At 71.3% G+C, this 25,878-nt stretch carries 20 protein-coding genes and 1 tRNA gene; 16 read left to right on the top strand and 5 right to left on the bottom strand.

Translation table 11 applies throughout. The features are described 5' to 3' along the window. The first annotated feature begins 233 nt into the window (after positions 1 to 233). The 5 genes from D1369_RS06470 to D1369_RS06450 all read left to right on the top strand — a co-directional run bounded on the left by D1369_RS06470 (position 234) and on the right by D1369_RS06450 (position 6,354). Positions 234 to 713, top strand: coding sequence for a formate dehydrogenase subunit gamma (locus D1369_RS06470; protein WP_037903877.1), 480 nt, complete (start codon positions 234 to 236; stop codon positions 711 to 713). Beyond that, positions 710 to 2,311, top strand: a complete 1,602-nt coding sequence (locus D1369_RS06465) for an NADH-quinone oxidoreductase subunit NuoF (RefSeq protein ID WP_007385959.1) — start codon at positions 710 to 712, stop codon at positions 2,309 to 2,311. Before D1369_RS06470 ends, D1369_RS06465 begins: the two co-directional genes overlap by 4 nt. Beyond that, positions 2,308 to 5,124 carry a formate dehydrogenase subunit alpha gene (gene fdhF / locus D1369_RS06460; RefSeq protein WP_007385960.1) on the top strand — a complete coding sequence of 939 codons (2,817 nt, stop codon included), beginning with the start codon at positions 2,308 to 2,310 and terminating at the stop codon, positions 5,122 to 5,124. Before D1369_RS06465 ends, fdhF begins: the two co-directional genes overlap by 4 nt. 1 nt (position 5,125) lies before the next feature. Then, positions 5,126 to 5,338 carry a formate dehydrogenase subunit delta gene (locus D1369_RS06455; RefSeq protein ID WP_007385961.1) on the top strand — a complete coding sequence of 71 codons (213 nt, stop codon included), beginning with the start codon at positions 5,126 to 5,128 and terminating at the stop codon, positions 5,336 to 5,338. A gap of 62 nt (positions 5,339 to 5,400) precedes the next feature. Then, the gene (locus D1369_RS06450; protein ID WP_272920824.1) at positions 5,401 to 6,354 is read left to right on the top strand and encodes a LysR family transcriptional regulator; all 954 of its coding nucleotides are present in this window, start codon (positions 5,401 to 5,403) and stop codon (positions 6,352 to 6,354) included. 545 nt (positions 6,355 to 6,899) lie between these two features. Here D1369_RS06450 and D1369_RS06445 read toward each other — a convergent pair. Next, positions 6,900 to 8,486, bottom strand: a complete 1,587-nt coding sequence (locus D1369_RS06445; RefSeq protein ID WP_007385963.1) for a FadD7 family fatty acid--CoA ligase — start codon at positions 8,484 to 8,486, stop codon at positions 6,900 to 6,902. 254 nt (positions 8,487 to 8,740) lie between these two features. Here D1369_RS06445 and oxc point away from each other — a divergent pair, with 254 nt between their 5' ends. Both oxc and frc read left to right on the top strand, forming a co-directional pair. Continuing rightward, a complete protein-coding gene (gene oxc / locus D1369_RS06440; RefSeq protein ID WP_007385964.1) occupies positions 8,741 to 10,489 on the top strand; it encodes an oxalyl-CoA decarboxylase in 1,749 nt (582 codons plus the stop codon). 29 nt (positions 10,490 to 10,518) lie between these two features. Then, on the top strand, positions 10,519 to 11,775 hold the full coding sequence (frc, locus tag D1369_RS06435) for a formyl-CoA transferase (RefSeq protein WP_007385965.1): 1,257 nt from the start codon (positions 10,519 to 10,521) through the stop codon (positions 11,773 to 11,775). Positions 11,776 to 11,837: 62 nt separating this feature from the next. On the opposite strand, the gene D1369_RS06430 is transcribed toward frc, so the two are convergent. Continuing rightward, complete coding sequence (locus D1369_RS06430) at positions 11,838 to 12,263, bottom strand: PAS domain S-box protein (RefSeq protein WP_037902019.1); 426 nt, start codon at positions 12,261 to 12,263, stop codon at positions 11,838 to 11,840. A gap of 160 nt (positions 12,264 to 12,423) precedes the next feature. Between D1369_RS06430 and D1369_RS06425 the strand changes: the two genes are divergently transcribed. From D1369_RS06425 to fusA, 3 genes are all read left to right on the top strand, one after another. Further along, positions 12,424 to 12,511 (top strand) — tRNA-Leu (locus D1369_RS06425). 97 nt (positions 12,512 to 12,608) lie between these two features. Beyond that, positions 12,609 to 13,715, top strand: coding sequence for an EstA family serine hydrolase (locus tag D1369_RS06420; RefSeq protein ID WP_007385967.1), 1,107 nt, complete (start codon positions 12,609 to 12,611; stop codon positions 13,713 to 13,715). 308 nt (positions 13,716 to 14,023) lie between these two features. Then, on the top strand, positions 14,024 to 16,060 hold the full coding sequence (fusA, locus tag D1369_RS06415) for an elongation factor G (RefSeq protein WP_118082325.1): 2,037 nt from the start codon (positions 14,024 to 14,026) through the stop codon (positions 16,058 to 16,060). 85 nt (positions 16,061 to 16,145) lie between these two features. Here fusA and D1369_RS06410 read toward each other — a convergent pair whose 3' ends face one another. Continuing rightward, positions 16,146 to 16,538, bottom strand: coding sequence for an SCO5389 family protein (locus tag D1369_RS06410; protein ID WP_007385968.1), 393 nt, complete (start codon positions 16,536 to 16,538; stop codon positions 16,146 to 16,148). A 40-nt stretch (positions 16,539 to 16,578) separates the two neighbouring features. Further along, on the bottom strand, positions 16,579 to 17,538 hold the full coding sequence (locus D1369_RS06405) for an ATP-binding protein (RefSeq protein WP_007385969.1): 960 nt from the start codon (positions 17,536 to 17,538) through the stop codon (positions 16,579 to 16,581). 116 nt (positions 17,539 to 17,654) lie between these two features. On the opposite strand from D1369_RS06405, the gene D1369_RS06400 reads away from it, so the two are divergent. The 5 genes from D1369_RS06400 to D1369_RS06380 all read left to right on the top strand — a co-directional run bounded on the left by D1369_RS06400 (position 17,655) and on the right by D1369_RS06380 (position 23,844). Continuing rightward, a complete protein-coding gene (locus D1369_RS06400; protein WP_082319496.1) occupies positions 17,655 to 18,191 on the top strand; it encodes a GNAT family N-acetyltransferase in 537 nt (178 codons plus the stop codon). 5 nt (positions 18,192 to 18,196) lie between these two features. Beyond that, a complete protein-coding gene (locus tag D1369_RS06395; protein WP_205574520.1) occupies positions 18,197 to 19,678 on the top strand; it encodes an ABC transporter substrate-binding protein in 1,482 nt (493 codons plus the stop codon). Between the two features lie 3 nt (positions 19,679 to 19,681). Further along, positions 19,682 to 21,475, top strand: coding sequence for an ABC transporter permease subunit (locus tag D1369_RS06390; RefSeq protein WP_118082323.1), 1,794 nt, complete (start codon positions 19,682 to 19,684; stop codon positions 21,473 to 21,475). Further along, entirely contained in the window at positions 21,472 to 22,689 is a 1,218-nt protein-coding gene (locus D1369_RS06385; RefSeq protein ID WP_007385973.1) for an MFS transporter, read from the top strand. Before D1369_RS06390 ends, D1369_RS06385 begins: the two co-directional genes overlap by 4 nt. A gap of 705 nt (positions 22,690 to 23,394) precedes the next feature. Beyond that, positions 23,395 to 23,844 carry a GNAT family N-acetyltransferase gene (locus D1369_RS06380; RefSeq protein ID WP_007385974.1) on the top strand — a complete coding sequence of 150 codons (450 nt, stop codon included), beginning with the start codon at positions 23,395 to 23,397 and terminating at the stop codon, positions 23,842 to 23,844. A gap of 24 nt (positions 23,845 to 23,868) precedes the next feature. Here D1369_RS06380 and D1369_RS06375 read toward each other — a convergent pair whose 3' ends face one another. Beyond that, the gene (locus tag D1369_RS06375; protein WP_037902025.1) at positions 23,869 to 24,666 is read right to left on the bottom strand and encodes a CDP-alcohol phosphatidyltransferase family protein; all 798 of its coding nucleotides are present in this window, start codon (positions 24,664 to 24,666) and stop codon (positions 23,869 to 23,871) included. A 121-nt stretch (positions 24,667 to 24,787) separates the two neighbouring features. On the opposite strand from D1369_RS06375, the gene D1369_RS06370 reads away from it, so the two are divergent. Further along, positions 24,788 to 25,768: a zinc-binding alcohol dehydrogenase gene (locus D1369_RS06370; protein WP_007385976.1), complete on the top strand. Its 981-nt coding sequence runs from the start codon at positions 24,788 to 24,790 to the stop codon at positions 25,766 to 25,768. The last annotated feature ends 110 nt before the right edge of the window (positions 25,769 to 25,878 follow it).

Below are 25,878 nucleotides of genomic sequence, written 5' to 3'. Positions count from 1 at the left end.
GTTGCCGACGGCCGCGTCAGCATACAGGTTTTGGTATGCAACATGGCGTGGGTCGGCGGCGGGTCAGCCCTGGTCGGCGCACGCGGTACCCAGGTTCCCTGAGTCGGTTCTCCCGTTCGGCAGGACTCAGTCCTCTCGCTCGGTCTGTCGTGTATACAGAAGTCTGTATGGAGTATTGTCCCAGTCTCCTGCACCCCTCGCCGGGGACCCGCGTGACGGAAGGCGAAGCGATCATGACGACCAGCAGGAGTGACGTGACGGTCGAGAGCGTGGTCCGGAGGGTGGTGGCCCGCCACCGGGGTGAGCGCGGTGCGCTGCTGCCCGTACTGCACGCCGTGCAGGCCGAGTTGGGCCATGTGCCGCAGGAGGCCGTGCCGGTGCTCGCCGAGGAGCTCAACCTCTCCCGGGCCGACGTCCACGGAGTCGTGACCTTCTACCACGACTTCCGCCGCGAGCCCGCGGGCCGCACCACCGTGCGCATCTGCCGCGCCGAGGCCTGCCAGGCGCTGGGCGCCGACCAACTGGTCAGCTACGCCCGCGAGTCCGGCCTGCCCCTCGGGGAGACGGCGGCGGACGGCTCGGTCACCGTCGAGCAGGTCTTCTGCCTCGGCAACTGCGCGCTCGGACCCTCCGTGGAGGCGAACGGGCGGCTGTACGGACGCGTCGGCCCGGCCCGGCTGGGCTCGATCCTCAACGGGACGGTCTCCTCATGAACAACCCCTCGCACTCCACGGCCACCGTCTACGTCCCCCGCGACTCCGCGGCCAGGTCCGTCGGCGCGGACGAGGTCGCACAAGCCCTCCAACACGCTGGTGGCCGCGGCGACTTCGCCCTCGACGTCGTACGCAACGGATCGCGCGGCATGCTGTGGCTGGAGCCCCTGGTCGAGGTGGTGACCCCGCAGGGACGCGTCGGCTACGGCCCGGTGGCCCCCGAGGACGTCGACGGACTCCTCGCCGCCGGGATGCTCGACGGCGCGGATCACCCGCTGCGGCTCGGCATCGTCGACGAACTGCCCTGGCTGGCACGCCAGAACCGCGTCACCTTTGCCCGGGTCGGCGTCACCGACCCCCTGTCCGCGGAGGACTACGAGGCACACGGCGGCCTCGCCGGACTGCGCGCCGCCCTGGAACTGGCCCCCGCGGACGTGGTCGCCGAGGTCACCGCGTCCGGACTGCGCGGCCGCGGCGGCGCCGGATTCCCGGCCGGCATCAAGTGGAAGACCGTGCTCGACTGCGCCGACGAGCTGAAGTTCGTCTGCTGCAACGCCGACGAGGGCGACAGCGGGACCTTCGCCGACCGCATGGTCATGGAGGGCGACCCCTTCATGCTCATCGAGGGCATGACGATCGCCGCACACGCGGTCGGCGCGAGCGAGGGCTACCTGTACATCCGCTCGGAATACCCGGACGCGGTGGCCACGATGCGCCGGGCGATCGGCGTCGCGCGCGAGCACGGCTGGCTCGGCAAGGGCATCCTCGGCTCGGCCCTCGACTTCGACCTGCACGTCCGCGTCGGCGCCGGCGCGTACATCTGCGGCGAGGAGACCTCCATGCTGGAGAGCCTGGAGGGCAAGCGCGGCATGGTCCGCGCGAAACCGCCCATCCCGGCGATCGAGGGCCTGTTCGGCAGACCGACCGTGGTGAACAACGTCCTCACCCTCGCCACCGTGCCCGTCGTCATGGCCAAGGGCGCGCAGGCGTACGAGCGACTCGGCGTCGAACGCTCCCGCGGCACCCAGGTGTTCCAGCTCGGCGGCAACATCGCCCACGGCGGCATCGTGGAGACCGCCTTCGGTATCACCCTGCGCGAACTCATCGAGGAGTACGGCGGCGGAACCCACTCCGGACGCCCGGTGCGCACCGCGCAGGTCGGCGGCCCGCTCGGGGCGTACCTGCCGGAGTCGATGTTCGACCTGCCCATGGACTACGAGGCGTTCGCGGCCGCCGGAGCGATGGTGGGCCACGGTGGCGTGGTCGTGTTCGACGACAGCGTCGACATGGCGGCACAGGCCCGTTTCGCGATGGAGTTCTGCGCCGAGGAGTCCTGCGGCAAGTGCACACCGTGCCGGGTCGGCGCGGTGCGCGGGGTCGAGGTGATCGACAGAATCGTCGCCGGCACCCACCGGGACGAGAACCTCGCCCTGCTCGAAGACCTCTGCGACCTGATGACCGAGGGCTCGCTGTGCGCGATGGGCGGGCTGACCCCGCTGCCCGTGCGCAGCGCCCTGACCCACTTCCCCGACGACTTCCTCGGCGGCCGTCGGCTGCTGGAGATCCACCCCGTACAAGCGACGGAGGGCACGGCATGACCCTGCTCAAGGAACCCGACTTCGGAACCCCTGAACGGCCGGGCCCGGCAACCGTGTCCGTGGAGGTGGACGGTCTGCCGGTGACCGTCCCCGAGGGCACCTCGGTGCTGCGCGCGGCCGCGCAGGCCGGCGTCGACATACCCAAACTCTGCGCCACCGACAGCCTGGAGGCGTTCGGCTCCTGCCGGCTGTGCGTGGTGGAGATCGACGGCCGGCGTGGCACTCCGGCGTCCTGCACCACCCCGTGCGCCGACGGCATGAAGGTCAGCACCCAGACACCGAAGGTGGAGAAGCTCCGCCAGGGTGTCATGGAGCTCTACATCTCCGACCACCCCCTGGACTGCCTGACCTGCCCGGCCAACGGGGACTGCGAACTCCAGGACATGGCAGGGGTGGTGGGCCTCAGGCAGGTCCGCTACGGCTACGAGGGCGAGAACCACCTAGACGCCGAGAAGGACACCTCCAACCCGTACTTCGACTTCGACCCCGCCAAGTGCATCGCCTGCTCCCGCTGCGTCCGCGCCTGCGGCGAGGTCCAGGGCACCTTCGCCCTCACCATCGAGGGCCGCGGCTTCGACTCCAAGGTCTCGCCAGGCGCCGGCGAGACCTTCATGGACTCCGAGTGCGTCTCCTGCGGGGCCTGCGTCCAGGCCTGCCCGACGTCCACACTCCAGGAGCGTTCGGTCGTCGAACTGGGCATGCCCACCAGGTCGGTTGTGACGACGTGCGCGTACTGCGGGGTCGGCTGTTCCTTCAAGGCCGAGCTGCGCGGCGACGAACTCGTGCGCATGGTGCCGTACAAGGACGGCGGCGCCAACGAGGGCCACTCCTGCGTGAAGGGCCGCTTCGCCTTCGGTTACGCCACCCACCCGGACCGTCAACTCAAGCCCATGGTCCGCGACCGGATCACCGACCCCTGGCGCGAGGTCGAGTGGGACGAGGCGATCGGCACGGTCGCCCGGCGGATGCGCGAGATCCAGGACCGGCACGGATCGAGCGCGATCGGCGGGATCACCTCCTCGCGATGCACCAACGAAGAGGTCTACGTCGTACAGAAGATGGTCCGCGCGGCCTTCGGCAACAACAACGTCGACACCTGCGCCCGCGTCTGCCACTCCCCGACGGGCTACGGCCTCAAGCAGACCTTCGGCGAGTCGGCCGGCACCCAGGACTTCCGTTCGGTCGCCGAGGCCGACGTCATCATGGTGATCGGCGCCAACCCCACCGACGGGCACCCGGTGTTCGCCTCCCGGATGAAGCGCCGCCTGCGCGAGGGCGCGAAGTTGATCGTCGTGGACCCGCGCCGTATCGACCTCGTACGCTCCCCGCACATCGAGGCCCAACACCACCTCCAGCTCCGGCCGAGCACCAACGTGGCCGTGGTCAACGCGATGGCCCACGTGGTCGTCACCGAGGGCCTGGTGGACCGGTCCTTCGTGGACCAGCGGTGCGAAGGCTTCGACGAGTGGGCCGAGTTCATCGCCCGCCCGGAGAACAGCCCGGAGGCCGTCGAGGAGATCACCGCCGTTCCGGCCGCCGAACTCCGGGCCGCCGCACGGCTGTACGCCGAGGCACCCAACGGAGCCATCTACTACGGCCTCGGCGTCACCGAGCACAGCCAGGGCTCGACCATGGTCATGGGAATGGCCAACCTCGCGATGGCGTGCGGGAACATCGGCCGCGACGGCGTCGGCGTGAACCCGCTGCGCGGCCAGAACAACGTGCAGGGCTCCTGCGACATGGGCTCCTTCCCTCACGAACTCCCCGGCTACCGGCACGTCTCCGACGACGCGGTCCGTACCGTCTTCGAGAACCTGTGGGGCGGAACCCTCCTCGCCGAACCGGGACTTCGCATCCCCAACATGTTCGACGCGGCCATCGACGGCACCTTCCGCGGCCTGTTCGTGCACGGCGAGGACATCGCCCAGTCCGACCCCAACCTGGGGCACGTCACCGCCGCCCTCGAAGCCATGGAACTCGTCGTCGTCCAGGACCTGTTCCTCAACGAGACGGCCAAGTTCGCCCACGTCTTCCTGCCCGGCGCGTCCTTCCTGGAGAAGGATGGCACCTTCACCAACGCCGAGCGCCGCATCAACCGGGTGCGCGCGGTGATGAAACCGAAGACCGGCAAGCACGAGTGGCAGATCGTCAGCGAGATCGCCACCGCCATGGGCTACGCGATGTCCTACGACCATCCCGGCCAGATCATGGACGAGATCGCCTCGGTCACGCCGACGTTCACCGGGGTCTCCTTCGACCTCCTCGACAAGCTCGGCAGCGTCCAGTGGCCGTGCAACGAGGAGGCGCCCGAGGGCACGCCCATCATGCACGTGGACGAATTCGTGCGCGGCAAGGGCAAGTTCGTCGTCACCTCCTACGTGCCGACCAACGAACGCAGCACCCGGCGCTTCCCACTGGTTCTCACCACGGGCCGCATCCTCAGCCAGTACAACGTCGGCGCCCAGACCCGCCGTACCGGCAATGTCGCCTGGCACCCCGAGGACGTACTGGAACTGCACCCGCACGACGCCGAGGTCCGCGGCATCAACCACGGCGACATGGTCACCCTGGCCAGCCGCGTCGGGCAGACCACCCTGCGCGCGGAGATCTCCGACCGCATGCCCACCGGGGTCGTGTACACCACGTTCCACCACCCCGTCACCGGTGCCAACGTGGTAACCACCGAGAACTCCGACTGGGCGACCAACTGCCCCGAGTACAAGGTGACCGCCGTACAGGTGGCGCTCGCCCGCCCGGACCGGTCGCGCGAGGCCGATGCCGCCGGGAGCGACCTCGTGACGGTGGTGGACTGAGATGACAGCGACCGTGCCGGCGGAGTGCAGGATGGCCAACGACATCGCCAGGAACCTTGCACATCTGCCGGGGGAGGAGGCCGCGGAGGCGATCGCGGGGCACATCGCCAGGTTCTGGGACCCGCGCATGCGTACCCGGCTCCACGAGTTCGTCGATGCCGGGGCGGACGGTCTCGACCCCCTGGTGGTGGCCGCGGTGAGGCATCTGCGCTGACCTGTGCGGTCTCCTCCCTGTACATCGCTCCACACTGCATACAGTATGGAGTCAGTGATCCCATGGGCAGGGAGGAGCCGCTCATGCTGTTCCGGCAGCTCGAGTACTTCGTGGCGGTGGCGAGGGAACGGCACTTCGCCCGGGCGGCGGAATCCTGTTACGTCTCCCAGCCCGCGCTCTCGGCGGCGATCGCCAAACTGGAGCGCGAGCTGAACGTCACGCTGATCAACCGCGGCCACAACTACCAGGGCCTCACCCCCGAGGGCGAGCGGCTCGTCGTATGGGCCAAGCGGATCCTCGCCGAACAGGACGCCTTCAAGGCCGAGGTGGCCGCCGTGCAGTCCGGCATCACCGGCACCCTCCGCCTCGGCACCGACCCGACCGCGTCCACGACCCTCGCCCTCCCCGTGGCCGCCTTCTGCGCGGCACACCCCTTGGCCAAGGTCCAGGTCCGCTCCCGCCTGTCGACGAAAGAACTCCACCGCCAACTGCGCGACTACGAACTCGACGTCGCCATCGCCCACTTCGACCCCGACGACCAGGAGGGACTCCAGGTCGTCCCCCTCTACCAGGAGAGATACATGCTGCTGGTCTCCGACGACCAGCTGGTGGCCCAGTCCGCCACCGTGTCCTGGGCGGACGCGGCCCAGTTGCCCCTCGCGCTGCTCACGCCGGACATGCGGATCCGCCAGATCGTCGACACCGTGTTCGCGGAGAAGGGGTACGTGGTCACCCCGCAGGTCGAGACGGACTCGATCGCCTCCCTCTACGCCCACGTGGGCGGCGGCGGCTGGGCGAGCATCGTGCCGCACACCTGGCTGCGAGCCATGCCAGTGGTCGGCCGGACCCGAGCACTGCCCCTGGTCGACCCCGAGGCCGGCGCCCAGGTCTCGGTGGCCATCCACGCGGCGACCCCCGGCTCGGTCGCCGCCCGCGCCTTCGTCAACGCGGCAACGAGCCTGTCCCTGGACGATTTCTTCGCCCGCCCCTTGCCCGCCGAGCACCGGGTGCGTTGAGCTCTGTCGGAGTGCGGGTGTCGGGTCGGCGGCGCTCTTTCGGGTTCAGTTGTCGTGGGGCGGTGTAGGGCAGTGCGGCGACGAGCCTGTGCCTGGACGATTTCTTCGCCATCCGTTGCCCATCGAGCACCGGGTGCGCAGTGCGGCGAGGAGCCTGTCCCTGGACGCCTTCATCGCCCGTCCCCTGCCCACCGAGCACCGGGTGCGCTGAGCTCCGCCGGGGTGCGGGCGTCCGGCCGGCGCTGCCCTTTCCTGTCCAGTTGTCGGCAGTGCGGCGCCGGGCCTCGTCCTCGCCGACCGGGGTGTGCCGCTGCGCGCGGCCCGGGTGCGCTGTCCGGGACGAGTTCCGTGCCCCGCCGCGGCCTCCCGAGCGCGCTGGGCGCTGCCCGACCGCCTCCTCGGGCGCTGCGTCCAGGACTGCTCTGTGGGGGCGCCGCCCCCGGCAGGCTGCTCCCTGACCGGCACAGTGGGCGCTGCCCGTGCATGCCCTGCCGGGGCACCGCGCCCAGACCTGCCCCGTCGGGCGGTGCCTCCGACAACCCGCGTCAGGGTGCGTACCGCACCTGTACCGCCTTCCGGTCCAGTCCCCCCTTCGCGGTGTACGGCAGCGCGTTGACCAGTTCGAGTCGGTCCGGTACCTCGAACGCGGCCAAGTGGTCGCGGCAGTACCGCAGGATCTCCTCGCGCCCGACGCCGTCAGGCTCACGTACCACCACGGCGGCACCGACCCGCTGCCCGTACACCGCGTCGGGCACCGCGAACACGGCCGCCTCCGCGACCCCCGGGCACCCGGCGAGGATGTCCTCGACATGCTCGGGCGAGATCTTCTCCCCGCCCCGGTTGATGAGGTTCTTGATCCGGCCGGTCAGCGACAGGTACCCGTCCTCGTCCAGTGCACCCAGATCCCCGGTGCGCAGCCACCCGTCGACGAAGGTCCGCGCCGACTCGTCCCCGTCGGCCAGATAGCCCCGGGCGACCGTGGCCCCCTGCACCCACACCTCGCCCTCCACCCCCGCCGGGCAGGACCGTCCGCTGCGGTCCACGACCCGCACCGCGACCCCGGTCGGCCGGCCCACCGACCCCTGCCGGAGTGCTCCCCGCTGCGGCAGGGGTTCGCTGGTGGCCTGGTGCGAGGACTCGGTCATCCCGTACGCGGACAGCAGCGGCGCGCCGAACGTCCGCTCCAGCGCGCGCTGGGTCGCCGTGTTGAGGGGCGCGCTGCAACTGCGCACGAACTTCAACGGCGGCGCCTGCGCGCCCGGGTACTCCCGCTCCGACCGGTCCAGAAGGATCTCGTGGATGGCCGGCACCGCCGTGAACCATGTGGCGTGCACGGCCCGCATGTCGTCCCAGAACGTGCCCGCCGAGAACCGCCCCCGCTCGGGCAGCAGCACACAGCCCCCGCTCGCCAGGGAGGACAACAGCGCCGCGAACAGCCCGTGCCCGTGGAAGAACGGCATCACCGCGACCGTCGCGTCGTCGGGGCCCAACTCATAGGTGGCGCAGATGGTGCGAAGGGAGGCGGCCACATTGTCGTGCGTCAACGGGACCATCTTCGCCCGGTCGGTGGTCCCGGCGGTGAACAGCACGAGAGCGTCCCGCTCCGACAACTCACCCGCTGCACCTTGTACTTGGGCCGAATCGCAGACTCCGGGTTCTAGTGCCACCGCGGCCGTCCCCGCCCCCGAGACGTCCACGCGCAGCGACCACGCGGGCACTGGAAGTATGACGTCACGACCGGACGCCGACGTATCGATAAGGACCGCTCGGGCCCCCAATGCCCCAAGTCGCAAGGCCAGTTGTGCCTCCGGCAGCGCGGGATCCAACGGAGCCGCGACCAGCCCGGCCCGCGCCGCGCCGAGCAACGCGACCACGAACTCCGCCGTGTTGGCGCAGATCAGCCCGACCGCGTCACCACGGCCCAGCCCCGCCCCACCGAGCCGGGCGGCCACCTCGTCGGCAAGGGACGCCAGCGCCCGGTAGGACAGCCGCACCCGCGCACCGGTCACCACCAGGGCCCGGGCGCAAGGGCGTTCACGTACCTGCCGATCGAGGAGGTCGACGAGGCCCGTGACCTGCGGAGGCCGGTACCGGTTCGCGTCACGCACGGATGCCGCGGCCGGAACGGCCATGACCCCACCCCCTCGCACAGCTCCGATGAAACATCCTCTGCGAGCGTGCGGTGGCACCCGGTGGACGTCCAATACCCGCTGGCGAACGGCCGATAGCGGCTGTCTATCAAGGGAGTTGCCAGGCCCCTGACCAGCCCTCGATAGACACCGTTTATCGGCTGGTCGCCGATGGGTCTTGGACGCGGACGAGCGCGCTGCGGATGGTGAGAGAAGTAGCCGCCCCGGCAGGACCTGCCCAAGGAGGACCTCGGACCATGACCGCTCCCTCGACCCTGGAGACCGCGGCAGCAGCCGACGTTCCGACCGAGCTCACCGACGGGTACCACCTGGTCGTCGACGCGCTCAGGATGAACGACGTCGACACCATCTACGGGGTGGTCGGCATCCCGATCACCGACCTGGCCCGGCTCGCCCAGGCGCAGGGCATCCGCTACATCGGTTTCCGCCACGAGAGCAACGCCGGACACGCGGCCGCCATCGCCGGCTACCTCAACAAGAAGCCCGGCGTGGCCCTCACGGTCTCGGCCCCCGGCTTCCTGAACGGCCTGGTCGCGCTGGCGAACGCGACCACCAACTGCTTCCCCATGGTCCAGATCTCCGGCTCCAGTGAGCGCCACCTCGTCGACCTCAAGCAGGGCGACTACGAGGAGATGGACCAACTCGCCGCCGCGCAGCCGTTCGTGAAGGCCGCCTACCGGGTCAGCCGGGTCGAGGACATCGGCCGCGGCATCGCCCGCGCCCTGCGCACCGCGATCTCCGGGCGCCCTGGCGGTGTCTATCTCGACATCCCCGCCGCGGTGCTCGGTGCCATCCTGCCCAAGGCGGAGGGTGACCGGACACTGAGCCGCCTCGTCGACCCCGCCCCGCGCCAGCTCCCGGCGCCGGAGGCGGTGGACCGGGCGATCGAGCTGCTCGCCTCCGCCGAGCGCCCGCTGGTGGTCCTCGGCAAGGGCGCCGCGTACGCCCAGGCGGACGCCAAGGTACGGCAGTTCATCGAGTCGACCGGCATCCCCTACGTACCGATGTCGATGGCGAAGGGCCTGCTGCCGGACGACCACCCGCAGTCGGCCGCCACCGCCCGCTCCCTGGCGCTGAAGAAGGCCGACGTCGTAATGCTGATCGGCGCGCGCCTCAACTGGCTTCTGGGTCATGGCCAGACGGGGTGGAACCCCGACGCCGAGTTCGTCCAGATCGACATCGACCCCAAGGAGATGGACAGCAACCAGCCCATCGCCGCACCCCTCGTCGGTGACATCGAGTCCGTGCTCGACGCGCTCGCCGAACGCACCAAGCCCGGCCAGATCACGGCCCCTTCGGCCTGGCGCGAGGAACTCGGGGCACGCTCGGCGCAGAACGTCGCCAAGATGGCGAAGCGGCTGGAGGCCGACCCGCACCCCATGCAGTTCATGGGCGCCCTGAAGGCCGTACGCGATGTCGTGCGCGCGCACCCGGAGACGTACATCGTCAACGAGGGCGCCAACGCTCTGGACATCGCGCGCAACGTCATCGACATGCATGTACCGCGGCACCGCCTCGACAGCGGCACGTGGGGCGTCATGGGCATCGGCATGGGCTACGCCATCGCCGCCGCCGTCGAGAGCGGCGCCCCGGTCGTGGCCGTCGAGGGCGACAGCGCCTTCGGGTTCAGCGGCATCGAGATCGAGACGATCTGCCGTTACAAGCTGCCCGTCGTCACCGTGATCATGAACAACGGCGGTGTCTACCGCGGTGACGATACCAACCCGTACGACGACGCGCCCGCGCCCACGACCCTCATGTCGGCGGCCCGCCACGACCTGCTCATCGAGGCGTTCGGCGGCAAGGGCTACCGGGCCACCACGCCCGCCGAGGTCACCGCGGCGCTCACCGAGGCCCTCGCCTCCGGAGGCCCGGCGCTCATCGACTGCGTGATCGACCCCTCGGCCGGCACCGAGAGCGGCCACATCTCGCACCTGAACCCCAAGGGCATCACCGTCGGCAACATCACGCCGGCCACGAAGTGACCACGCAACTTCACGAAAAGGAAGCACACATGAGTGAAAAGCCGCTCGCCGGAATCAAGGTGATCGACTTCACCGGGGTCCAGGCCGGTCCCGCCTGCACGCAGATGCTCGCCTGGTTCGGCGCCGACGTGCTGAAGGTGGAGCGCCCCAACGGCGGCGACGTGACGCGCCGTCAGCTGCGGGACATCGAGGACCTGGACGCGCTCTACTTCACGATGCTCAACAGCAACAAGCGGTCCCTGGCCATCAACACCAAGACCGCCGAGGGCAAGGAGGTCCTGGAGAAGCTCATCAAGGACGCCGACGTCCTGGTGGAGAACTTCGCCCCCGGCGCCCTGGACCGCATGGGTTTCACCTGGGAACGCATCCAGGAGCTCAACCCGCGGCTCATCTTCGGCTCGGTGAAGGGCTTCAACGACCAGTCGTCCTGGAACGACCTCAAGGTCTACGAGAACGTCGCCCAGTGCGCGGGCGGCGCCGCCTCCACCACCGGCTTCTGGGACGGCCCGCCCACCATCTCCGGAGCCGCCATCGGCGACACCAACACCGGGATGCACCTGGCGATCGGCATCCTCACCGCGATCATCGACCGCGGGAAGACCGGCCGGGGCCAGAAGGTCTCCGTCTCCATGCAGGACGCCGTGCTCAACCTGTGCCGCGTCAAGCTGCGCGACCAGCAGCGCCTGGAGCGGGTCGGCTACCTGGAGGAGTATCCGCAGTACCCGAACGGCGAGTTCACCGACGTGGTGCCGCGCGGCGGCAACGCGGGCGGCGGCGGCCAGCCCGGCTGGGTCCTCAAGTGCAAGGGCTGGGAGGACGACCCCAACGCGTACATCTACTTCACCGTCCAGGAGCAGAACTGGAAGCGCACCGCCGAGGTGATCGGCCACCCCGAGTGGGCCGAGGACCCCGAGTACGCCACCGCGCGCGCCCGCCAGTCGCACATCTTCGAGATCTTCGAGGAGATCGAGAAGTGGCTCGCGGACAAGACGAAGTACGAGGCGGTGAACATCCTGCGGGAGTGGGAGGTGCCCTGCGCCCCGGTGATGAGCTTGAAGGAGATCGCCTACGACGAGGACCTGCGCAGGAGCGGCACAGTCGTCGAGGTCGAGCAGAAGGGCCGCGGCACCTATCTGACGGTCGGCAGCCCGGTGAAGTTCTCCTCCTTCGAGCCGGAGGTCGTCGGCGCCCCGCTGCTGGGCGAGCACAGCTCCGAGGTCCTGGTGGAACTGGGCTACGACGAGGAGACCATCGGTCGGCTGAAGGAGAGCGGAGTCATCGTCTGAGCACTGCGCTGAAAGGGGCCGTGACCTCACAGGTCACGGCCCCTTTCGCTGTGGTCCGGTGCTCAGACCGACGCCTCGGCCCGGCGCCGCATCAGCTCCCGCTCCCGCTCGCGCCGCGCGGTGACGTCCCGGACGACCGCGCCGCAGTAGGGGCTGCCGTCGGGACCCGAGAGCAGCACCACGCTGAACTCGATGGACAGCTTGCGGCCGTCCGCCGCCAGTGCGGGCACGTTCAGCAGATCCGCGTCGCCGTACTTGCTGGACCCCCGCTCCATGGCCGCGTCGAAGCCTTCCTGGTGCCGCTTGCGGTGCCGCTCGGGAATGATGACGTCCAGGCTCTGCCCCGTCACCTCGGCCGCCGCGAACCCGAAGATGCGCTCCGCACCCCGGTTCCAGTAGCGGATCAGCCCTTCCCTGTCGGTGATCACTATGCCGTCGGGTGCCTGGTCTGCCATGCCCAGCACCACCGCGGAATCCAGATCTTCCATGTCGCCTCCGAGCCGGGGCCGTTTGGTGGCCAACAGTATACAGAATACTGTCTTCATGGACCCTCGCCGGACGGATATGCAGGTGAAGGGCACTCCGAAAGCTTGGTATTGTTGTGCGTGTCGCCACGGGGAACACCCCCGTCAAGGCGGCAGACACCTCGTCCGGGTGGCGGAATGGCAGACGCGCTAGCTTGAGGTGCTAGTGCCCTTTATCGGGCGTGGGGGTTCAAGTCCCCCCTCGGACACCAGTGAGACCCCACTTCCTGTGGGGTCTTTCGCGTTACGGTCCACCGGGCGCCCTAATTCGGTTGACGCGGACCGCCCGGCAGGGGCTCAATACCCGGCATGGCCGACATCCAGGGCACATACGACGAGCTGTTCTCCGCGGTCCCCAACAAGCTGGCGGAGCTCTTGGACGAGGGGGATGTCGGCGGCTCCGTGGCCGTCTTCGTGGACGGTGAACCGGTCGTGGATGTCTGGGGCGGCTTCGCCGACGCCGGCCGGACGGCTCCGTGGGAGCGGGACACGATCACCAACGTCTTCTCCACGACCAAGACGATGACGGCGCTGTGCGCGCTCATCCTCGCCGACCGCGGCGATCTCGACCTGGACGCCCCGGTCGCCCGGTACTGGCCGGAGTTCGCCGCCGCCGGCAAGGACAAGGTGCTGGTACGGCACCTGCTGTCGCACACCGCCGGCCTGCCCCACTGGGAGGGCCCGGTCGAGGAACTCTACGACTGGTCGGCCGCCACCGCCCGCCTCGCCGCGCAGCCGCTCCTGTGGGAGCCCGGCACCGCGGCCGGCTACCACTCGCTCACCCAGGGCTTCCTGGTCGGCGAGGTCGTGCGCAGGATCACCGGCCGCACGATCGGCGCGTTCCTCGCCGAGGACGTCACCGGCCCCCTCGGCGCCGACTTCCACATCGGGCTCGCCGCCGGACACGACCACCGGGTCGCCCGTACCCTCCCGCCGCCCGGCCGGGACGAGGACTACACCGCGGGCGCCCCCGGGCCCGACGCGACACCCGCCGCGGGGACCGCGATGCGCGTCAGGGACGCCAACAGCGTCGCGTGGCGGCGCGCGGAGATCCCCGCCGCGAGCGGGTTCGGCAACGCCCGCTCGGTCGCGCTCGTACAGTCCGCGCTCGCCTGCGGAGGAACGGTCGGGGGTGTCCGGCTGCTGTCGGCGGCGGGAGCCGAGCGCGCCCGCGAGGAGCAGTTCAGCGGCGAGGACCGCGTGATCGGCATGACCCAGCGGTACGGCCTCGGCTTCGGCCTCTTCGGGACCTCCTTCGGCTGGGGCGGCTGGGGCGGCTCCCTGGTCGTGATCGACCCCGAGGCCCGCATGGTGGTCGCCTACGCGACCGACCAGATGCGTGAACCCGCCGAGGACACCCGCGGCATGGACCTCGTCATGTCCGCCTACGACGGCCTCCAGGGCCTGCGCCGCTGACCGCGGCCGCAGGAAAACCCCGTGCGCCGGGCCGGGCCGGCTCCCTACACTCGCCATGACCAGGGACGACGAGTGAGGGGAGTACGGCCATGTGCGTGCGCACAGCTGTCGCCGTTCCCCGGACGTCGTACGACGTGATCCTCGTGTCCTGGACCCTCCGGTGCCCGCTGCGCGGCCGGCACCGGATGCCCGCGACGACTGTCTGAACGGTCGAGTACCACCGCGGCACGCCTGTATGACGTGCCGTCATGTCGTCGTACGGGCCATCGCGCAGCCCTGTCATCACAGCACCTGAAAGGCCATGGGCCGTGCGCACCCACACATCCCACCCGCTCGCCGCCGTCCGCAACCTCGGCATCCTCGCCCACGTCGATGCCGGCAAGACCACCGTCACCGAGCGGATCCTGTTCGCCACCGGAACCACGCACAAGCGCGGCGAGGTCCATGACGGCACGACCGTCACCGACTTCGACCCGCAGGAGCGGGACCGCGGGATCACCATCTTCGCGGCGGCCGTGAGCTGCGCCTGGGACGGGCACCGCCTCAACCTGATCGACACCCCGGGGCATGTCGACTTCGCCGACGAGGTGGAGCGTTCGCTCCGGGTGCTCGACGGGGCGGTCGCGGTGTTCGACGCGGTCGCGGGCGTGGAGCCGCAGAGCGAGTCGGTGTGGCGGCAGGCGGACCGGCACGGTGTGCCCAGGATCGCCTTCGTCAACAAGCTGGACCGCGCGGGCGCCGACCTGGACGCGGCTGTCGAGTCGATCCGGCGGCGGCTGCATCCGGCGCCGCTGGTCGTGCAGTTGCCCATCGGCAGCGAGGACGGCTTCACCGGCGTCGTCGACCTGGTGCGGATGCGGGCGCTGACCTGGTCCGACTCCGGTGAGGCGGCGCAGGACGGGCCGGTGCCCGCCGCTCTGCGCGGGGAAGCGCTCAAGCGACGCCGGCTCCTTGAGGAGGCCGTCGCCGAACGCCACCCCGCCGCCCTGGAGGAGTTCTGCGACCGGGAGACCCTCTCCGCGGACACCCTCACCGCCGCCCTGCGGGACCTCACCCACAGCGGCGACGGCGTGGTCGTCCTGTGCGGCTCGGCCTACCGCAACCGCGGCATCGAACCGTTGCTGGACGCGGTCGTGGCGTATCTGCCGTCGCCGCTCGACGTGCCCGCCGTACGAGGGGTGAACGGCGAGGAGAGGGCCGGCGATCCGGCGGCGCCCCTTGCGGCGCTGGCGTTCAAGGTGAACGCCACGGCCACGGGACGGCTGACGTACGTACGCGTGTACTCGGGAACGATCGAGAAGGGAGCCACCGTGTGGGACGCGGGCACGCGGCGCACCGAGCGCGTCGGACGGATCCTGCGGGTGCAGGCCGACCGGCACGCGCCGTTGGAACGGGCGGTCGCCGGTGACATCGTCGCCGTCGTCGGGCTGAAGTCGGCCCGCGCCGGCTCGACCCTGTGCGCGCCGGACGCCCCGCTCGTGCTCGAACCGCCCAGCACAGCCGAGCCGGTCGTGTCGGTGGCCGTCGAGGCGGGGCGGTCCGTGGACACCGACCGGTTGGCCTCCGCGCTCGCCCGGCTGGCCGAGGAGGACCCCTCGCTGGTCGTCCGCACGGACGCCGAGACCGGCCAGACCCTGCTGTCCGGCATGGGTGAACTGCATCTGGAGGTCGCGGTGGAGAAGGTGCGGCGCGAGCACGGGCTGTCGCTCAACGTCGGCCGTCCGAAGGTGAGTTACCGCGAGACGGTCGGGCACGGGGTGTCCGGGCTGGCCTACCGGCACGTCAAACAGGACGGCGGCGCGGGGCAGTTCGCGCATGTCGTGCTGGATGTCGAGCCCTTGGAGGCGGCCTTCGAGTTCCGCTCCACGGTCGTGGGCGGCCGGGTCCCGCAGGAGTACGTCCGCGCGGTCGAGGCCGGCTGCCGGGACGCCCTGGCCGAAGGGCCGCTCGGCGGGCACCCGGTGACGGGGCTGCGCGTCACCCTCACCGACGGCTCGACCCATGTGAAGGACTCCTCGGACACGGCGTTCCGCACCGCGGGCCGGTTCGGCCTCCGGGAGGCCCTGCGCGCCTGCGCGATGGTCCTCCTGGAACCGGTCGTCGAGGTCACGGTCACCGTGCCCGAGGACGCCGTCGGCGCGGTCCTCGGCGACCTCGCCGCCCGCCGCGGCCGGGTCTCGGGCTCGGCCACGCGCGGCGGTTCGGCGGTCGTGACGGCGACCGTGCCAATGGCCGAACTCTTCGGCTACGCGACCAGGTTGCGCAGCCGGACGCAGGGCCGCGGCACCTTCACGGCCCGCCCGACGGGGTATGCGCCGGCACCGGCGGTGACCTCGGCACGGTGACGGCCGGGACGGAAGTCCCGGGTACGAGAACGAGGGGCCGGGCGGTCGCACCGCCCGGCCTCTCATCACGCGCACGAGGATCCGCTCAGCAGTCCCTGAACTCCGGCGACTGGTTCAGCACCTGCGAGCGCACCGAAGTGAAGCGGACGTACGTGTCACCGCCCACCGACTCCGGGCGGAACGCCGCCACCCGGTGGCAGTTCTGGAAGGCCAGGGCCACGCCGAAGTGGCGCTCCAGGCTGCCCCGGATGGCGTCGCTGGCGAGGGCGCGCAGCAGCTGGCCGCGCTCCTTCTCCGACGGGGGAGGGGTCTGGTTGTCGGTGAACTCGGCGCTGCCGCCCTTGAGTTCACCGGCAAGCGAGGCGACCAGGTCGTAGGCGTAGGGGAGGGACGCGCGGACCGTGTCCACGAAGTCCTCCTCGCGGATGGTGCCCTGCTCGGCTTCGGCGAGGAGCTTCGGGGAGACGTCGAGAGACATGTGCGGTGGTTCCTGTCTGTCGGTGGGGGGTGGGGTGGGGTCAGACGAGGGCGGCAGGGCCCGGTACGAAGTCCGGGTCCACCTGGGAGGTCAGATCGAGGCCGATCGCCTCGTTCGCCCAGGAGCGGGCGTTGCGGAGGTGGAACTCGACCGCGTGGCGGTGGAGGGCTGCCCAGTCGCGGGGGTGGGCGTCGACCGTCTCGCGCAGGAGGGACAGGGCGTGCCGGTTGTGGGGCTCCAGCGACTCCAAGTCGCCCTCGGGGCACCCCTGTTCGGCCGCGCGCACCCAGGTTGACTGGACCAGGTGGGTCAACAGGTCGTCACCCACGTGGTCCTTGAGGAAGAGCAGGTCGTCCTCGCCGGTCACCTTGTTGCCGACCACGGCGATCCGGATGCCGAACTCCCGTGCGTGGTCCCGGTACTGGTGGTAGACCGAGACGCCCTTGCGGGTGGGTTCGGCCACCAGGAAGGTCAGGTCGAAGCGGGTGAACAGGCCCGAGGCGAACGCGTCCGCGCCGGCCGTCATGTCGACGACGACGTACTCGCCGGGACCGTCGACCAGGTGGTTGAGGTACAACTCCACCCCGCCGAGCTTGGAGTGGTAGCAGGCCACGCCGAGGTCGCTCTCCTCGAACTCGCCCGTCACCATCAGCGGGACGTCACCCACCCGCCGGACGTGTCTGGCGTGCAGTTCGTCATCGCCCAGCAGACGCAGCAGACGTGAACCCCGGCCCGGCGGCGTGGTCTTGATCATCGCCTCGCGGGAGGCGATGCGCGGGTTGGTGCCGCGCAGGAAGTCCTTGATGTCGGCCACATGCGCGCCCAACGGCGGGGCGTCCAGGGCCTCGTCCCCGTCGTGGCCCAACGCCTCGGCCAGGTGCTGGTTGATGTCGCCGTCCACGGCCAGCACCGGTGCGCCGGAACGGGCCAGATGACGGGAGAAGAGCGCCGAGAGCGTGGTCTTGCCGCTGCCGCCCTTGCCGACGAAGGCGATGCGCACTACCGCACCACCTTTTTGAAAATGGATGTCATGTTGGTAGGTTCTATGGCGTCCATTCGATCACTGTCAAATCGCCCCGCGATCAAGCCGGAAGGCTTAATGCATATGATGTGCAAGTGCGTAACTACAGCATCAGGGCCGCGTGCCCGGACGACCTCGAAGGTGCGCGAGCCGTGATGCTCGACACCCTCTACCGCGACTTCGGAACCGGGTACGTGCCCCGCTGGCACGGCGACATCATCGATCCCGCCGCCGCCTATCTCGTCCCGGCCCGCCACACCCTCCTCGTCGCCCTCGACCCGGACCACGGGACCGTCGTGGCCACCGGCGCCCTCGACTCGCGCGGCCCCGCCCACCCGCCGAACCCGCGCGAGCTGGCCGAGCGCTATCCCTCCGGCGAGACCGCCCAGTTGCGCCGGATCTACGTCCGCCCCGAGCACCGCAGGCGCGGCCTCGCCCGCCGCCTGGTCGACGAGCTGCTGGCCTTCGCGGCCGCCGACGGCGGCTACCGCTCCGTGTATCTGCACACCGACCCGGCGGTCCCGGGCGCCGAAGCCTTCTGGCGCTCGCTCGGCAAGGTCGTGCACGACGAGCGCGAGACCACGGGCGGCGCGAGCAACGTCGTCCACTTCGAGATACCGATGGGACGGTGACCGCGATGCGCCGCCGTCACACACTCGGCTCCCTCCTGCTCGCCCCGCTGCTCACCGCCTGCTTCGCCGCCCCGGGCGGTGACTCCCACGGTGACGCGAGCGACGGCTCCCGCCTCCGGGTCGCCCTCGCCTTCCCGCCCGCCGAGAACCTCTCGCCGTACGGCGCCGACGCCACCCTCCTCAGCCGCCTCGGCGTCACCGAGGGCCTGACCGCCCTCGACGCCAACGGCGCCGCCGCCCCCGCACTCGCCGCGTCCTGGCGCCGCGAGAACGACCGCACCTGGCTGTTCACCCTGCGCGAGGCCACCTTCCAGGACGGTACCGAGGTCACCCCGGCCGCGGTCGCCGCCGCTCTCACCCACGCCACCGAGGCCAAGCCCGCCCCGGCCGCGCTGTCCGGCGTCACGCTGACGGCCGAGGGGGCCGGGGACGCCGTACGCATCACCACGAAGTCGGCCGACCCCGTGCTGCCGCTGCGGCTGGCCGGCCCCAGCCTCGCCGTGTTCGCACCCAAGGCCTACGCCCCAGGCGAAGTGGATCCGGTCGGCACCGCCACCGGGCCCTTCGAACTGACCAAGGTCACCGGCTCCTCCTCCGCCACTCTCGACCGCTTCGACGACTACTGGGGCGGCCGCGCCCAGGCCTCCGGCATCGACGCCCGCTTCATCGCCGACGGCACCGCCCGCGCCAACGCCGTGCGCACCGGCCAGGTCGACGTCGCCGAGGCGATCCCCGTCGCCCAGGCCGCCACCCTCGACAAGGCCACCCTCAAGGAGACCGCGACGACCCGCACCACGAGCCTGCACCTCAACACCGGGTCCGGCCCCTTCGAGGACCCGAAGCTGCGCGCCGCCGCTCGCGAGGCCGTCGACAACTCGGCCGTCGTCAAAGGGGTCTTCGAGGGGTACGCCGATCCCGGCACCGGCATCTACGGACCGGCCGTGACCTGGGCCGAGGACAAGCGCGTGCGGCCCACCGGACGCGCGAGCGCGGCCGAGCCGCACGGCACCTCCGTCACCCTCGCCACCTACGACAACCGGCCCGAACTCCCCGAAGCCGCCCAGGTCGTCCAACAGCAGCTTCAGAAGGCCGGGTTCAAGGTCACCCTGGTGGTGCGCGAATACGCGCGGCTCGAAACCGACGTGCTCGCAGGGAAGTTCGACGCGTTCATCGGCGCCCGCAACAGCCTCGTCGACACCGGCGACCCCGTCGCCGTCCTCGCGAGCGACTACACCTGCGACGGCGGCTACAACCTCTCCCGGCTGTGCGACAGCAAGGTCGACCGGGCGGTGGCAGAGGCCGACGCCGTGGCCGACACCGGCGAACGGCAGGACGCGGCCATGCGCGCCGAAGCCGCGGTCCTCGGCACCGACGCCGTCATCCCGCTGGCCCACCAGGAGATCATCTCCGGCGTGGCCACCGACGTCCGGGGACTGCTGCTCGACCCGTACGAGCGGACCCTCGTCGGCCTCGGAACGCGACGCTGATCCATGCGGCATCGAGTGGCCACCCTGCTGTGGCGTGTCCTGCTCGCGGCGGCCCTGGTGTGCGGGATCGGCCTGCTGCCGTGGCTGTCCCGCACCGACCCCGCGCTCACCGTGCTCAAGGCGCGTTCCGCGGACCGCGAGCCGACACCGCGGGTACTGGCCGACATCCGGGCCCAACTCGGCCTGGACGAAGGCCCCTTGCATCTGCTCGGCCAATGGCTCGGCGGGCTGCCCCGGGGCGACGCCGGCCGGTCGTGGCTGAACGGCACGCAGGTCACCCCGACCGTCGTCCAGGCACTCGGCGTGTCCCTGCTGCTCGTGACGGTGGCCCTCGTGGTCGCCGCGGCCACCGCCGCCCTGGTGTGTGCCCGCACGCTGTGGCTCGGCGCGCACCGACGCCTCGACGGGCGCCGGCCCGGGGGCGGCGCCTCGGCGATGCTCGCCGCGCTGCCCGAGTTCCTCACCGCCTCCGTGCTCGCCACCGTGGTCGGCGTACAACTCGGCTGGCTGCCCGCCCTCGGCTGGTACGGACCCCGCTGGACGGTCCTGCCCGCCCTCGCCCTCGGCCTGCCCGCCGGGGCCGTGCTCGGGCGCCTCCTCGACGACCTGCTGCCCAGCGCCTTCGCCGAACCCTGGGCGCAGGCGGCGGAGGCCCGCGGACTGTCCGGCCGCACCATCGCCGCCAAGGCGGTCCGCCGCTGCGTCCCCGCGCTGCTGCCCAACCTGGGCCTGTTCGTCGTGGGCCTCACCGGCGGTTCCGTCGCCGTGGAGCAGATCTACGACATCCCGGGCCTCGGCCGCACCAGCCTCCAGGCCGCCCTCGCGCAGGACCTGCCCGTGCTCCAGGCGGGCACGCTCGCCCTGCTGATCCTCGCCGCCACCGCCACCGGCCTCACGGCACTGGCCGTCCGCCTCCTGACCGGCCCGGCCCTGCGCGACGGCGCCCTGGACTCCCTGCACCGCCCGCGACGGCCCGCCCGCAGCACCCTGCCTCTCGTCCACGGCGGCCTCCTGACCGCCGTCGTCGCGCTCGGCCTGCTCCGCGACCCACTTGCCCTGGACACCGGTGCCCGGCTCCAACCCCCTTCCTGGGCTCACCCGTTCGGCACCGACGCACTCGGCCGGGACCTGCTCGCCCGGGTCGGACACGGAGCCCTGGACACCCTTCTGACCGCCGTCGCCATCAGCTTCACCGCACTGGTGGTCGGCGTTCTGCTCGGGCTGCTGCCCCGGCTGTCCGGGCCGCTCGTCGACACGGTCAACGCCGTACCGCCGGTGCTCGCCGCGCTGCTCGTGACCGCCGTCGCCGGGAGCGGCGCCGCCACGCCCGCCATCGCCGTGGCCACCGTCTCCTGGGCGGCGCTCGCCGCGCACACCTCCTCACTGCTCCGACAGGAATCCGCCACCCCGCATCTGACGGCCACCCGGGCCCTGGGCGCGCACCGCTGGTACCTCCTGCGGCACGAACTGCTGCCGGCGATCCTGCCGTCCGTCACCCGACACGCCCTGCTGCGCCTGCCCGGCGTCGCGCTGGCCCTCGCCTCACTCGGATTCCTCGGCCTCGGCACCCAGCCGCCCGCCCCGGAGTGGGGCCTGCTCCTGGCCGAGAACCAGCCCTATGCCGAACGCGCCCCCTGGGCCGTCCTCGCCCCCGCCGCCGCACTCGCCCTGCTGGGGGCGCTGGCGGTGAGCGCGGCGGGCGGGGTGCGGTGGCGGCGACGGCGCGCACGTCGTCAGGCGACCACGGGGGAATGCGAACTGCCCTTGTCCGCAGGGAAGTTGGTGGAGACCGGATGACGACGTCCACGCCGATCGAGCCGTCGAGGACCAGCCCCCGCCTGTCTCCGCTGCTGCGGCTGCTGATCCTGACCCAACTCGCCTTCAACATCGGCTTCTTCGCCGTGCTGCCCTTCCTGTCCGCACACCTGGGGCAGGGTGTCGGGATGGCGGGCTGGCTGGTCGGGTTCGTGCTGGGGCTCAGGACCTTCAGTCAGCAAGGGCTGTTCGTGGTGGGCGGGGCGCTCGCCGACCGGTACGGGATCCGGCCGGTCGTCCTCGCCGGATGCGTGCTGCGGATCGCCGGGTTCGCCTGGCTCGGGTACGCCGAACGGACGGGGGCGGTCATCGGGGCCGTCCTGCTCATCGGGTTCGCCGCCGCGCTGTTCTCACCGGCGGTGGAGTCCGAGGTCGCCCGGCAGGCCGTCGTCCACGAGGAGGCGGGCGGTCAACGCACCCGAGTCCTCGCGCTGTTCACCGTCGCCGGGCAGGCGGGGGCGTTCGTCGGCCCGTTGCTCGGCGCGCTGCTGCTGTCTGTGGACTTCCGAACGGTGTGTCTGGCCGGCGCCGGGATCTTCGTGCTCGTCCTCGCCGGGCACGCGTGGAGGTTGCCGCAGCACATCCCTGGGCGACAACGGGTGCGGCTGGAAGGGGGATGGGGAGCGCTGCTCCGCAACCGCCGCTTCCTCGCGCTGTGCTGCGCGTACGGCGCCTACCTGCTCGCCTACAACCAGCTCTACCTCGCCCTCCCGGACGAGGTGGAGCGTGCGACCGGTTCCCGGTCGGCGGTGGCCTGGCTGTTCGCGCTGTCCTCGCTGCTGGTGGTGACAGCGCAGCTCCCCGTCACCCGTTGGGTCGGCGCCAGGCTCTCGCCGCGCCGATCCATGGTGGCCGGACTGCTGCTGATCGGCGCCGGGTTCGCGGTCGTCGCGGTGTCCCGTCCCGCCGGCTGGACCGGTACGGCGGGACTGTTGCCGTCGGCCGGGTTCGTCGTCCTGCTCACCTTCGGGCAGATGCTCGTCGCACCCGTGGCCCGGGCCTGGGTCCCCGACCTCGCGGAAGAGGGTCGACTCGGCCTCTACACCGGGGCACTCTCCTCCGTCTCCGGTCTGATCGTGCTGCTCGGCAGCTCCGCCACCGGCTCCCTGCTGGACGGCGGACTGCCGCCCGCGCTCCCGTGGCTGGTGCTGGCGGCAGTGCCGGTCGCGGTGGTGGGGTTGCTGCCGCGGAGGTAGCAACGAACGCGTCGAGCCAGGGCAGTCCGTCCCCGGCCAACCCCGGACCCCTCCGGACGCCGGTGCTGGCCCCTGCGGGGCCATGCCGCCCCTCTCCGGCCCATGAGGGCGTCCGCCCTGAACACGGAGGACGCGCCTGTGGTGCTCCGGTCCCGGTGAGGGGGCTGGTCGGAGAGCTCAGGTGCCTGGGGGCGGGGGTGGTGTCGGCGGGTTGCGGTGGGAGTAACAGATGCCGGACGGTTCGGGCGCGTCGCGGTCGGGGTCGTGGCGGGAGTTCAGATGCCGACCACGCGCGCCGGGTGGGTTCAGGTGTCCGAGCTGGGAGGGCTTGCGGGAGGGTTGTGTGGCCGGGGCGGGGTGGTGTCGGCGGGTTGAGGGGGCCCGGTCAGGGTTGCGGCGGGAGGAACAGTCGCCGGACGGTTCAGGCGCGCCCCGGGCAGGATCGTGGCGGGAGTTCAGACGCCGACCGCACCGCCGGACGGTTCATGTGTCCGGGGCAGGTCTCGCGGGGAGGCGCAGGCGCCGGGAACGTACTCGCCGGACCGTTCACGGCCGAATCGGGTGCATCCGCCAGACAGCCAAGCGGCCGAGCCAGGAACCCATCCGACGCCCCCAGCCTCCGCGCCGCGACCGCCGGACGGCTCCCGTGCCCCGGCGCATCGGATCTGCCGTAGGGCTCGCAGTCGCGGCGATAGGGTCCACCCCATGGAGACTCAGGACATCCGGGTGGAGATCGTCCGGGAGGCGGACCAGGAGCTCGTCGGCGCGTTCGCGCGGATGCTGCCGCAGTTGTCCTCGACGGCCGAGGCCCTCGACCTCGCCGCGCTCGACCGCATCCTGGCCTGTGACGCCAACACCATGCTGATCGCCAGGTCGGCGGCCGGGGCGGTCGTGGGCACCCTCACCCTCGTCATGTTCCCGGCGCCCGCGGGACTGCGGGCCCGTATCGAGGACGTGATCGTCGACCACGCGGCCCGCGGCCAGGGCATCGCGGGGCTGCTGATCAGGGAGGCGATCCGGCTCGCCCGGGAGGCCGGGGCCCGTACCGTCGACCTGACCTCCCGCCCGGACCGGGCGGCGGCCAACCGGCTGTACGAGCGGCAGGGTTTCCGGCAGCGGGAGTCGACCGTCTACCGGGTGCCGCTCAAAAGCTGACCTGCGAGCCGAGCCGGCAGGGCCTCAGGACGCCACCGCCTCCGGCTCCCGCTCCCGCTCCACCGCCACGAACTCCAGCTCCAGCAGCTCGCCCACCGCCGCCTGGTCCGCCCGGTGCGTGCGCCACAGCCACAGGACGTCCCGGCCGAACGACCAGACGAGGGTGGACAGGGCGAGGGCCACGACCCCGAAGGTCACCGTGTGCGGCAGGTACCCCGACGCGGCCACCAGCAGCAGGATCCCCTGGAGCGCGGCCACCGTCTTGCGGGCCATGCTCGGCGGCAGCGGGGCGTTGAGCCAGTTCCAGACGCGGGCCGCGGCGACGAAGCCGTAGCGCATGGCACCGATGAGAAGGACCCACGGGCCCTGGGACATCGACACGTACACGCTGAGCACCAGGATCAGGAACGCGTCGACCTCCATGTCGAACCGCGCGCCCAGCGGCGTCGAGGTGCCCGTCGCGCGGGCCACCTTGCCGTCGACGCCGTCGAGGATCAGGGCCACCGCCGTCAGGCCGACGAAGAGGGTGACCGGCGGGGAGTCCTGGTAGGAGTCCGCGACCAGGGCGGTCACTCCGCCGACCAGCGTGGCCCGGCCCAGCGTCACCCGGTTGGCCGGCCCGAAGGACCGCGGCCGGGTGCGGTGCAGCGCCCTGGAGAGCACGGCCCAGGTGGCGACGGCGAAGGCGAGGCCGGTCAGCCAGCCCGCCGGCCCCATGCCTATCGCCGTGCCGAGCAGGGCCAGCAACAGGATCTGAACGCCCGCTCCCACAGCGGTCTCCTGCTGGACCAGCCTTGCTTCGTAAGTGTTGTTCAGGGCCACCGCACATTCCTCCGGCCAGATGACAGAGTCGATCAAGGCCGCGTACTGTGCGCGGCCTGTGCACACCTCGGTTACGTGACGAGGTACGTGCCCGAGTTCCCGATCGTTCAGGAGGGTTTCGATGAAGGCCGCCGCACGTGCGTTCTGGCTCCGTTCTCCGGGGAAGGGCGAGCTGCGGGACATCGCGCTTCCGGCCCCCGGCAAGGACGAGGTGCTGGTCCGCTCGCTGTACTCGGGAGTCAGCAGGGGCACGGAGACACTCGTGTTCCGCGGCCAGGTGCCCGAGAGCCAGCACGCGGCCATGCGGGCACCGTTCCAGGAGGGCGACTTCCCGGGACCCGTGAAGTACGGCTACCTCAGCGTGGGGCTGGTGGAGGAGGGGCCCGCCGCGCTGAAGGGCAGGACCGTCTTCTGTCTGTACCCGCATCAGACGCGGTACGTGGTGCCCGCGAGCGCCGTGACGGTCGTACCGGACGACGTGCCCGCCCGCCGGGCCGTCCTCGCCGGCACGGTCGAGACCGCCGTGAACGCCCTCTGGGACGCCGCCCCCCTGGTGGGCGACCGGATCGCGGTGGTCGGTGGTGGCATGGTCGGCAGCTCCGTGGCGGCGCTCCTCGCCCGCTTTCCCGGCGTGCGTGTCCAGTTGGTGGACGCCGACCCCGCCCGCGCCGAGACCGCCGAGGCCCTCGGCGTCGGCTTCGCGTCCCCCGCGGACGCCCTCGGCGACTGCGACCTCGTCGTCCACGCCAGCGCCACCGAACAGGGCCTCGCCCGCTCCCTGGAACTCCTCAGCGCCGAGGGCACGGTCCTCGAACTGAGCTGGTACGGCGACCGGAAGGTCAGCCTGCCGCTCGGCGAGGCCTTCCACTCCCGGCGGCTCGTCATCCGCAGCAGCCAGGTCGGCACGGTGTCCCCCGCCCGCGGCAACCGCAGCTACGGCGACCGGCTCGCCCTCGCGCTGAAACTGCTCGCCGATCCGGTGCTTGACGCCCTCATCACGGGGGAAAGCGCGTTCGAAGAACTGCCGGAGGTGATGCCCTTGCTGGCCAGTGGGGAGATTCCGGCCCTCTGTCACCTCGTGAGGTACGGCAAGAGCGCCTGACCTGAGAAAAGAGTGAGATCCGGCTGAACACGGGGAAGCGGAGAGCCGTACTACACGGCATCCCCCGGCAGGGATCAGCCGGGGACCAGACGCGCCGCACCTGGAGGGTC

It is taken from the genome of Streptomyces sp. CC0208 (assembly GCF_003443735.1).
GTDB classification, from domain to species: domain Bacteria; phylum Actinomycetota; class Actinomycetes; order Streptomycetales; family Streptomycetaceae; genus Streptomyces; species Streptomyces sviceus.
Note: the sequence above shows the minus strand (reverse complement) of the source record. Positions and strands in the feature narration are given on the sequence as shown.

Bases quoted from the DNA above. Each gene is read 5' to 3' on its own strand.
- D1369_RS06430 (WP_037902019.1), bottom strand. From the start codon at position 12,263: ATGGAAGATCTGGATTCCGCGGTGGTGCTGGGCATGGCAGACCAGGCA.
- D1369_RS06385 (WP_007385973.1), top strand. From the start codon at position 21,472: ATGACGACGTCCACGCCGATCGAGCCGTCGAGGACCAGCCCCCGCCTG.
- frc (WP_007385965.1), top strand. From the start codon at position 10,519: ATGAGTGAAAAGCCGCTCGCCGGAATCAAGGTGATCGACTTCACCGGG.
- D1369_RS06450 (WP_272920824.1), top strand. From the start codon at position 5,401: ATGGGCAGGGAGGAGCCGCTCATGCTGTTCCGGCAGCTCGAGTACTTC.
- D1369_RS06455 (WP_007385961.1), top strand. From the start codon at position 5,126: ATGACAGCGACCGTGCCGGCGGAGTGCAGGATGGCCAACGACATCGCC.
- D1369_RS06380 (WP_007385974.1), top strand. From the start codon at position 23,395: ATGGAGACTCAGGACATCCGGGTGGAGATCGTCCGGGAGGCGGACCAG.
- oxc (WP_007385964.1), top strand. From the start codon at position 8,741: ATGACCGCTCCCTCGACCCTGGAGACCGCGGCAGCAGCCGACGTTCCG.
- D1369_RS06445 (WP_007385963.1), bottom strand. From the start codon at position 8,486: ATGGCCGTTCCGGCCGCGGCATCCGTGCGTGACGCGAACCGGTACCGG.
- D1369_RS06390 (WP_118082323.1), top strand. From the start codon at position 19,682: ATGCGGCATCGAGTGGCCACCCTGCTGTGGCGTGTCCTGCTCGCGGCG.
- D1369_RS06410 (WP_007385968.1), bottom strand. From the start codon at position 16,538: ATGTCTCTCGACGTCTCCCCGAAGCTCCTCGCCGAAGCCGAGCAGGGC.
- D1369_RS06370 (WP_007385976.1), top strand. From the start codon at position 24,788: ATGAAGGCCGCCGCACGTGCGTTCTGGCTCCGTTCTCCGGGGAAGGGC.
- D1369_RS06395 (WP_205574520.1), top strand. From the start codon at position 18,197: ATGCGCCGCCGTCACACACTCGGCTCCCTCCTGCTCGCCCCGCTGCTC.
- D1369_RS06465 (WP_007385959.1), top strand. From the start codon at position 710: ATGAACAACCCCTCGCACTCCACGGCCACCGTCTACGTCCCCCGCGAC.
- D1369_RS06470 (WP_037903877.1), top strand. From the start codon at position 234: ATGACGACCAGCAGGAGTGACGTGACGGTCGAGAGCGTGGTCCGGAGG.
- fdhF (WP_007385960.1), top strand. From the start codon at position 2,308: ATGACCCTGCTCAAGGAACCCGACTTCGGAACCCCTGAACGGCCGGGC.
- D1369_RS06420 (WP_007385967.1), top strand. From the start codon at position 12,609: ATGGCCGACATCCAGGGCACATACGACGAGCTGTTCTCCGCGGTCCCC.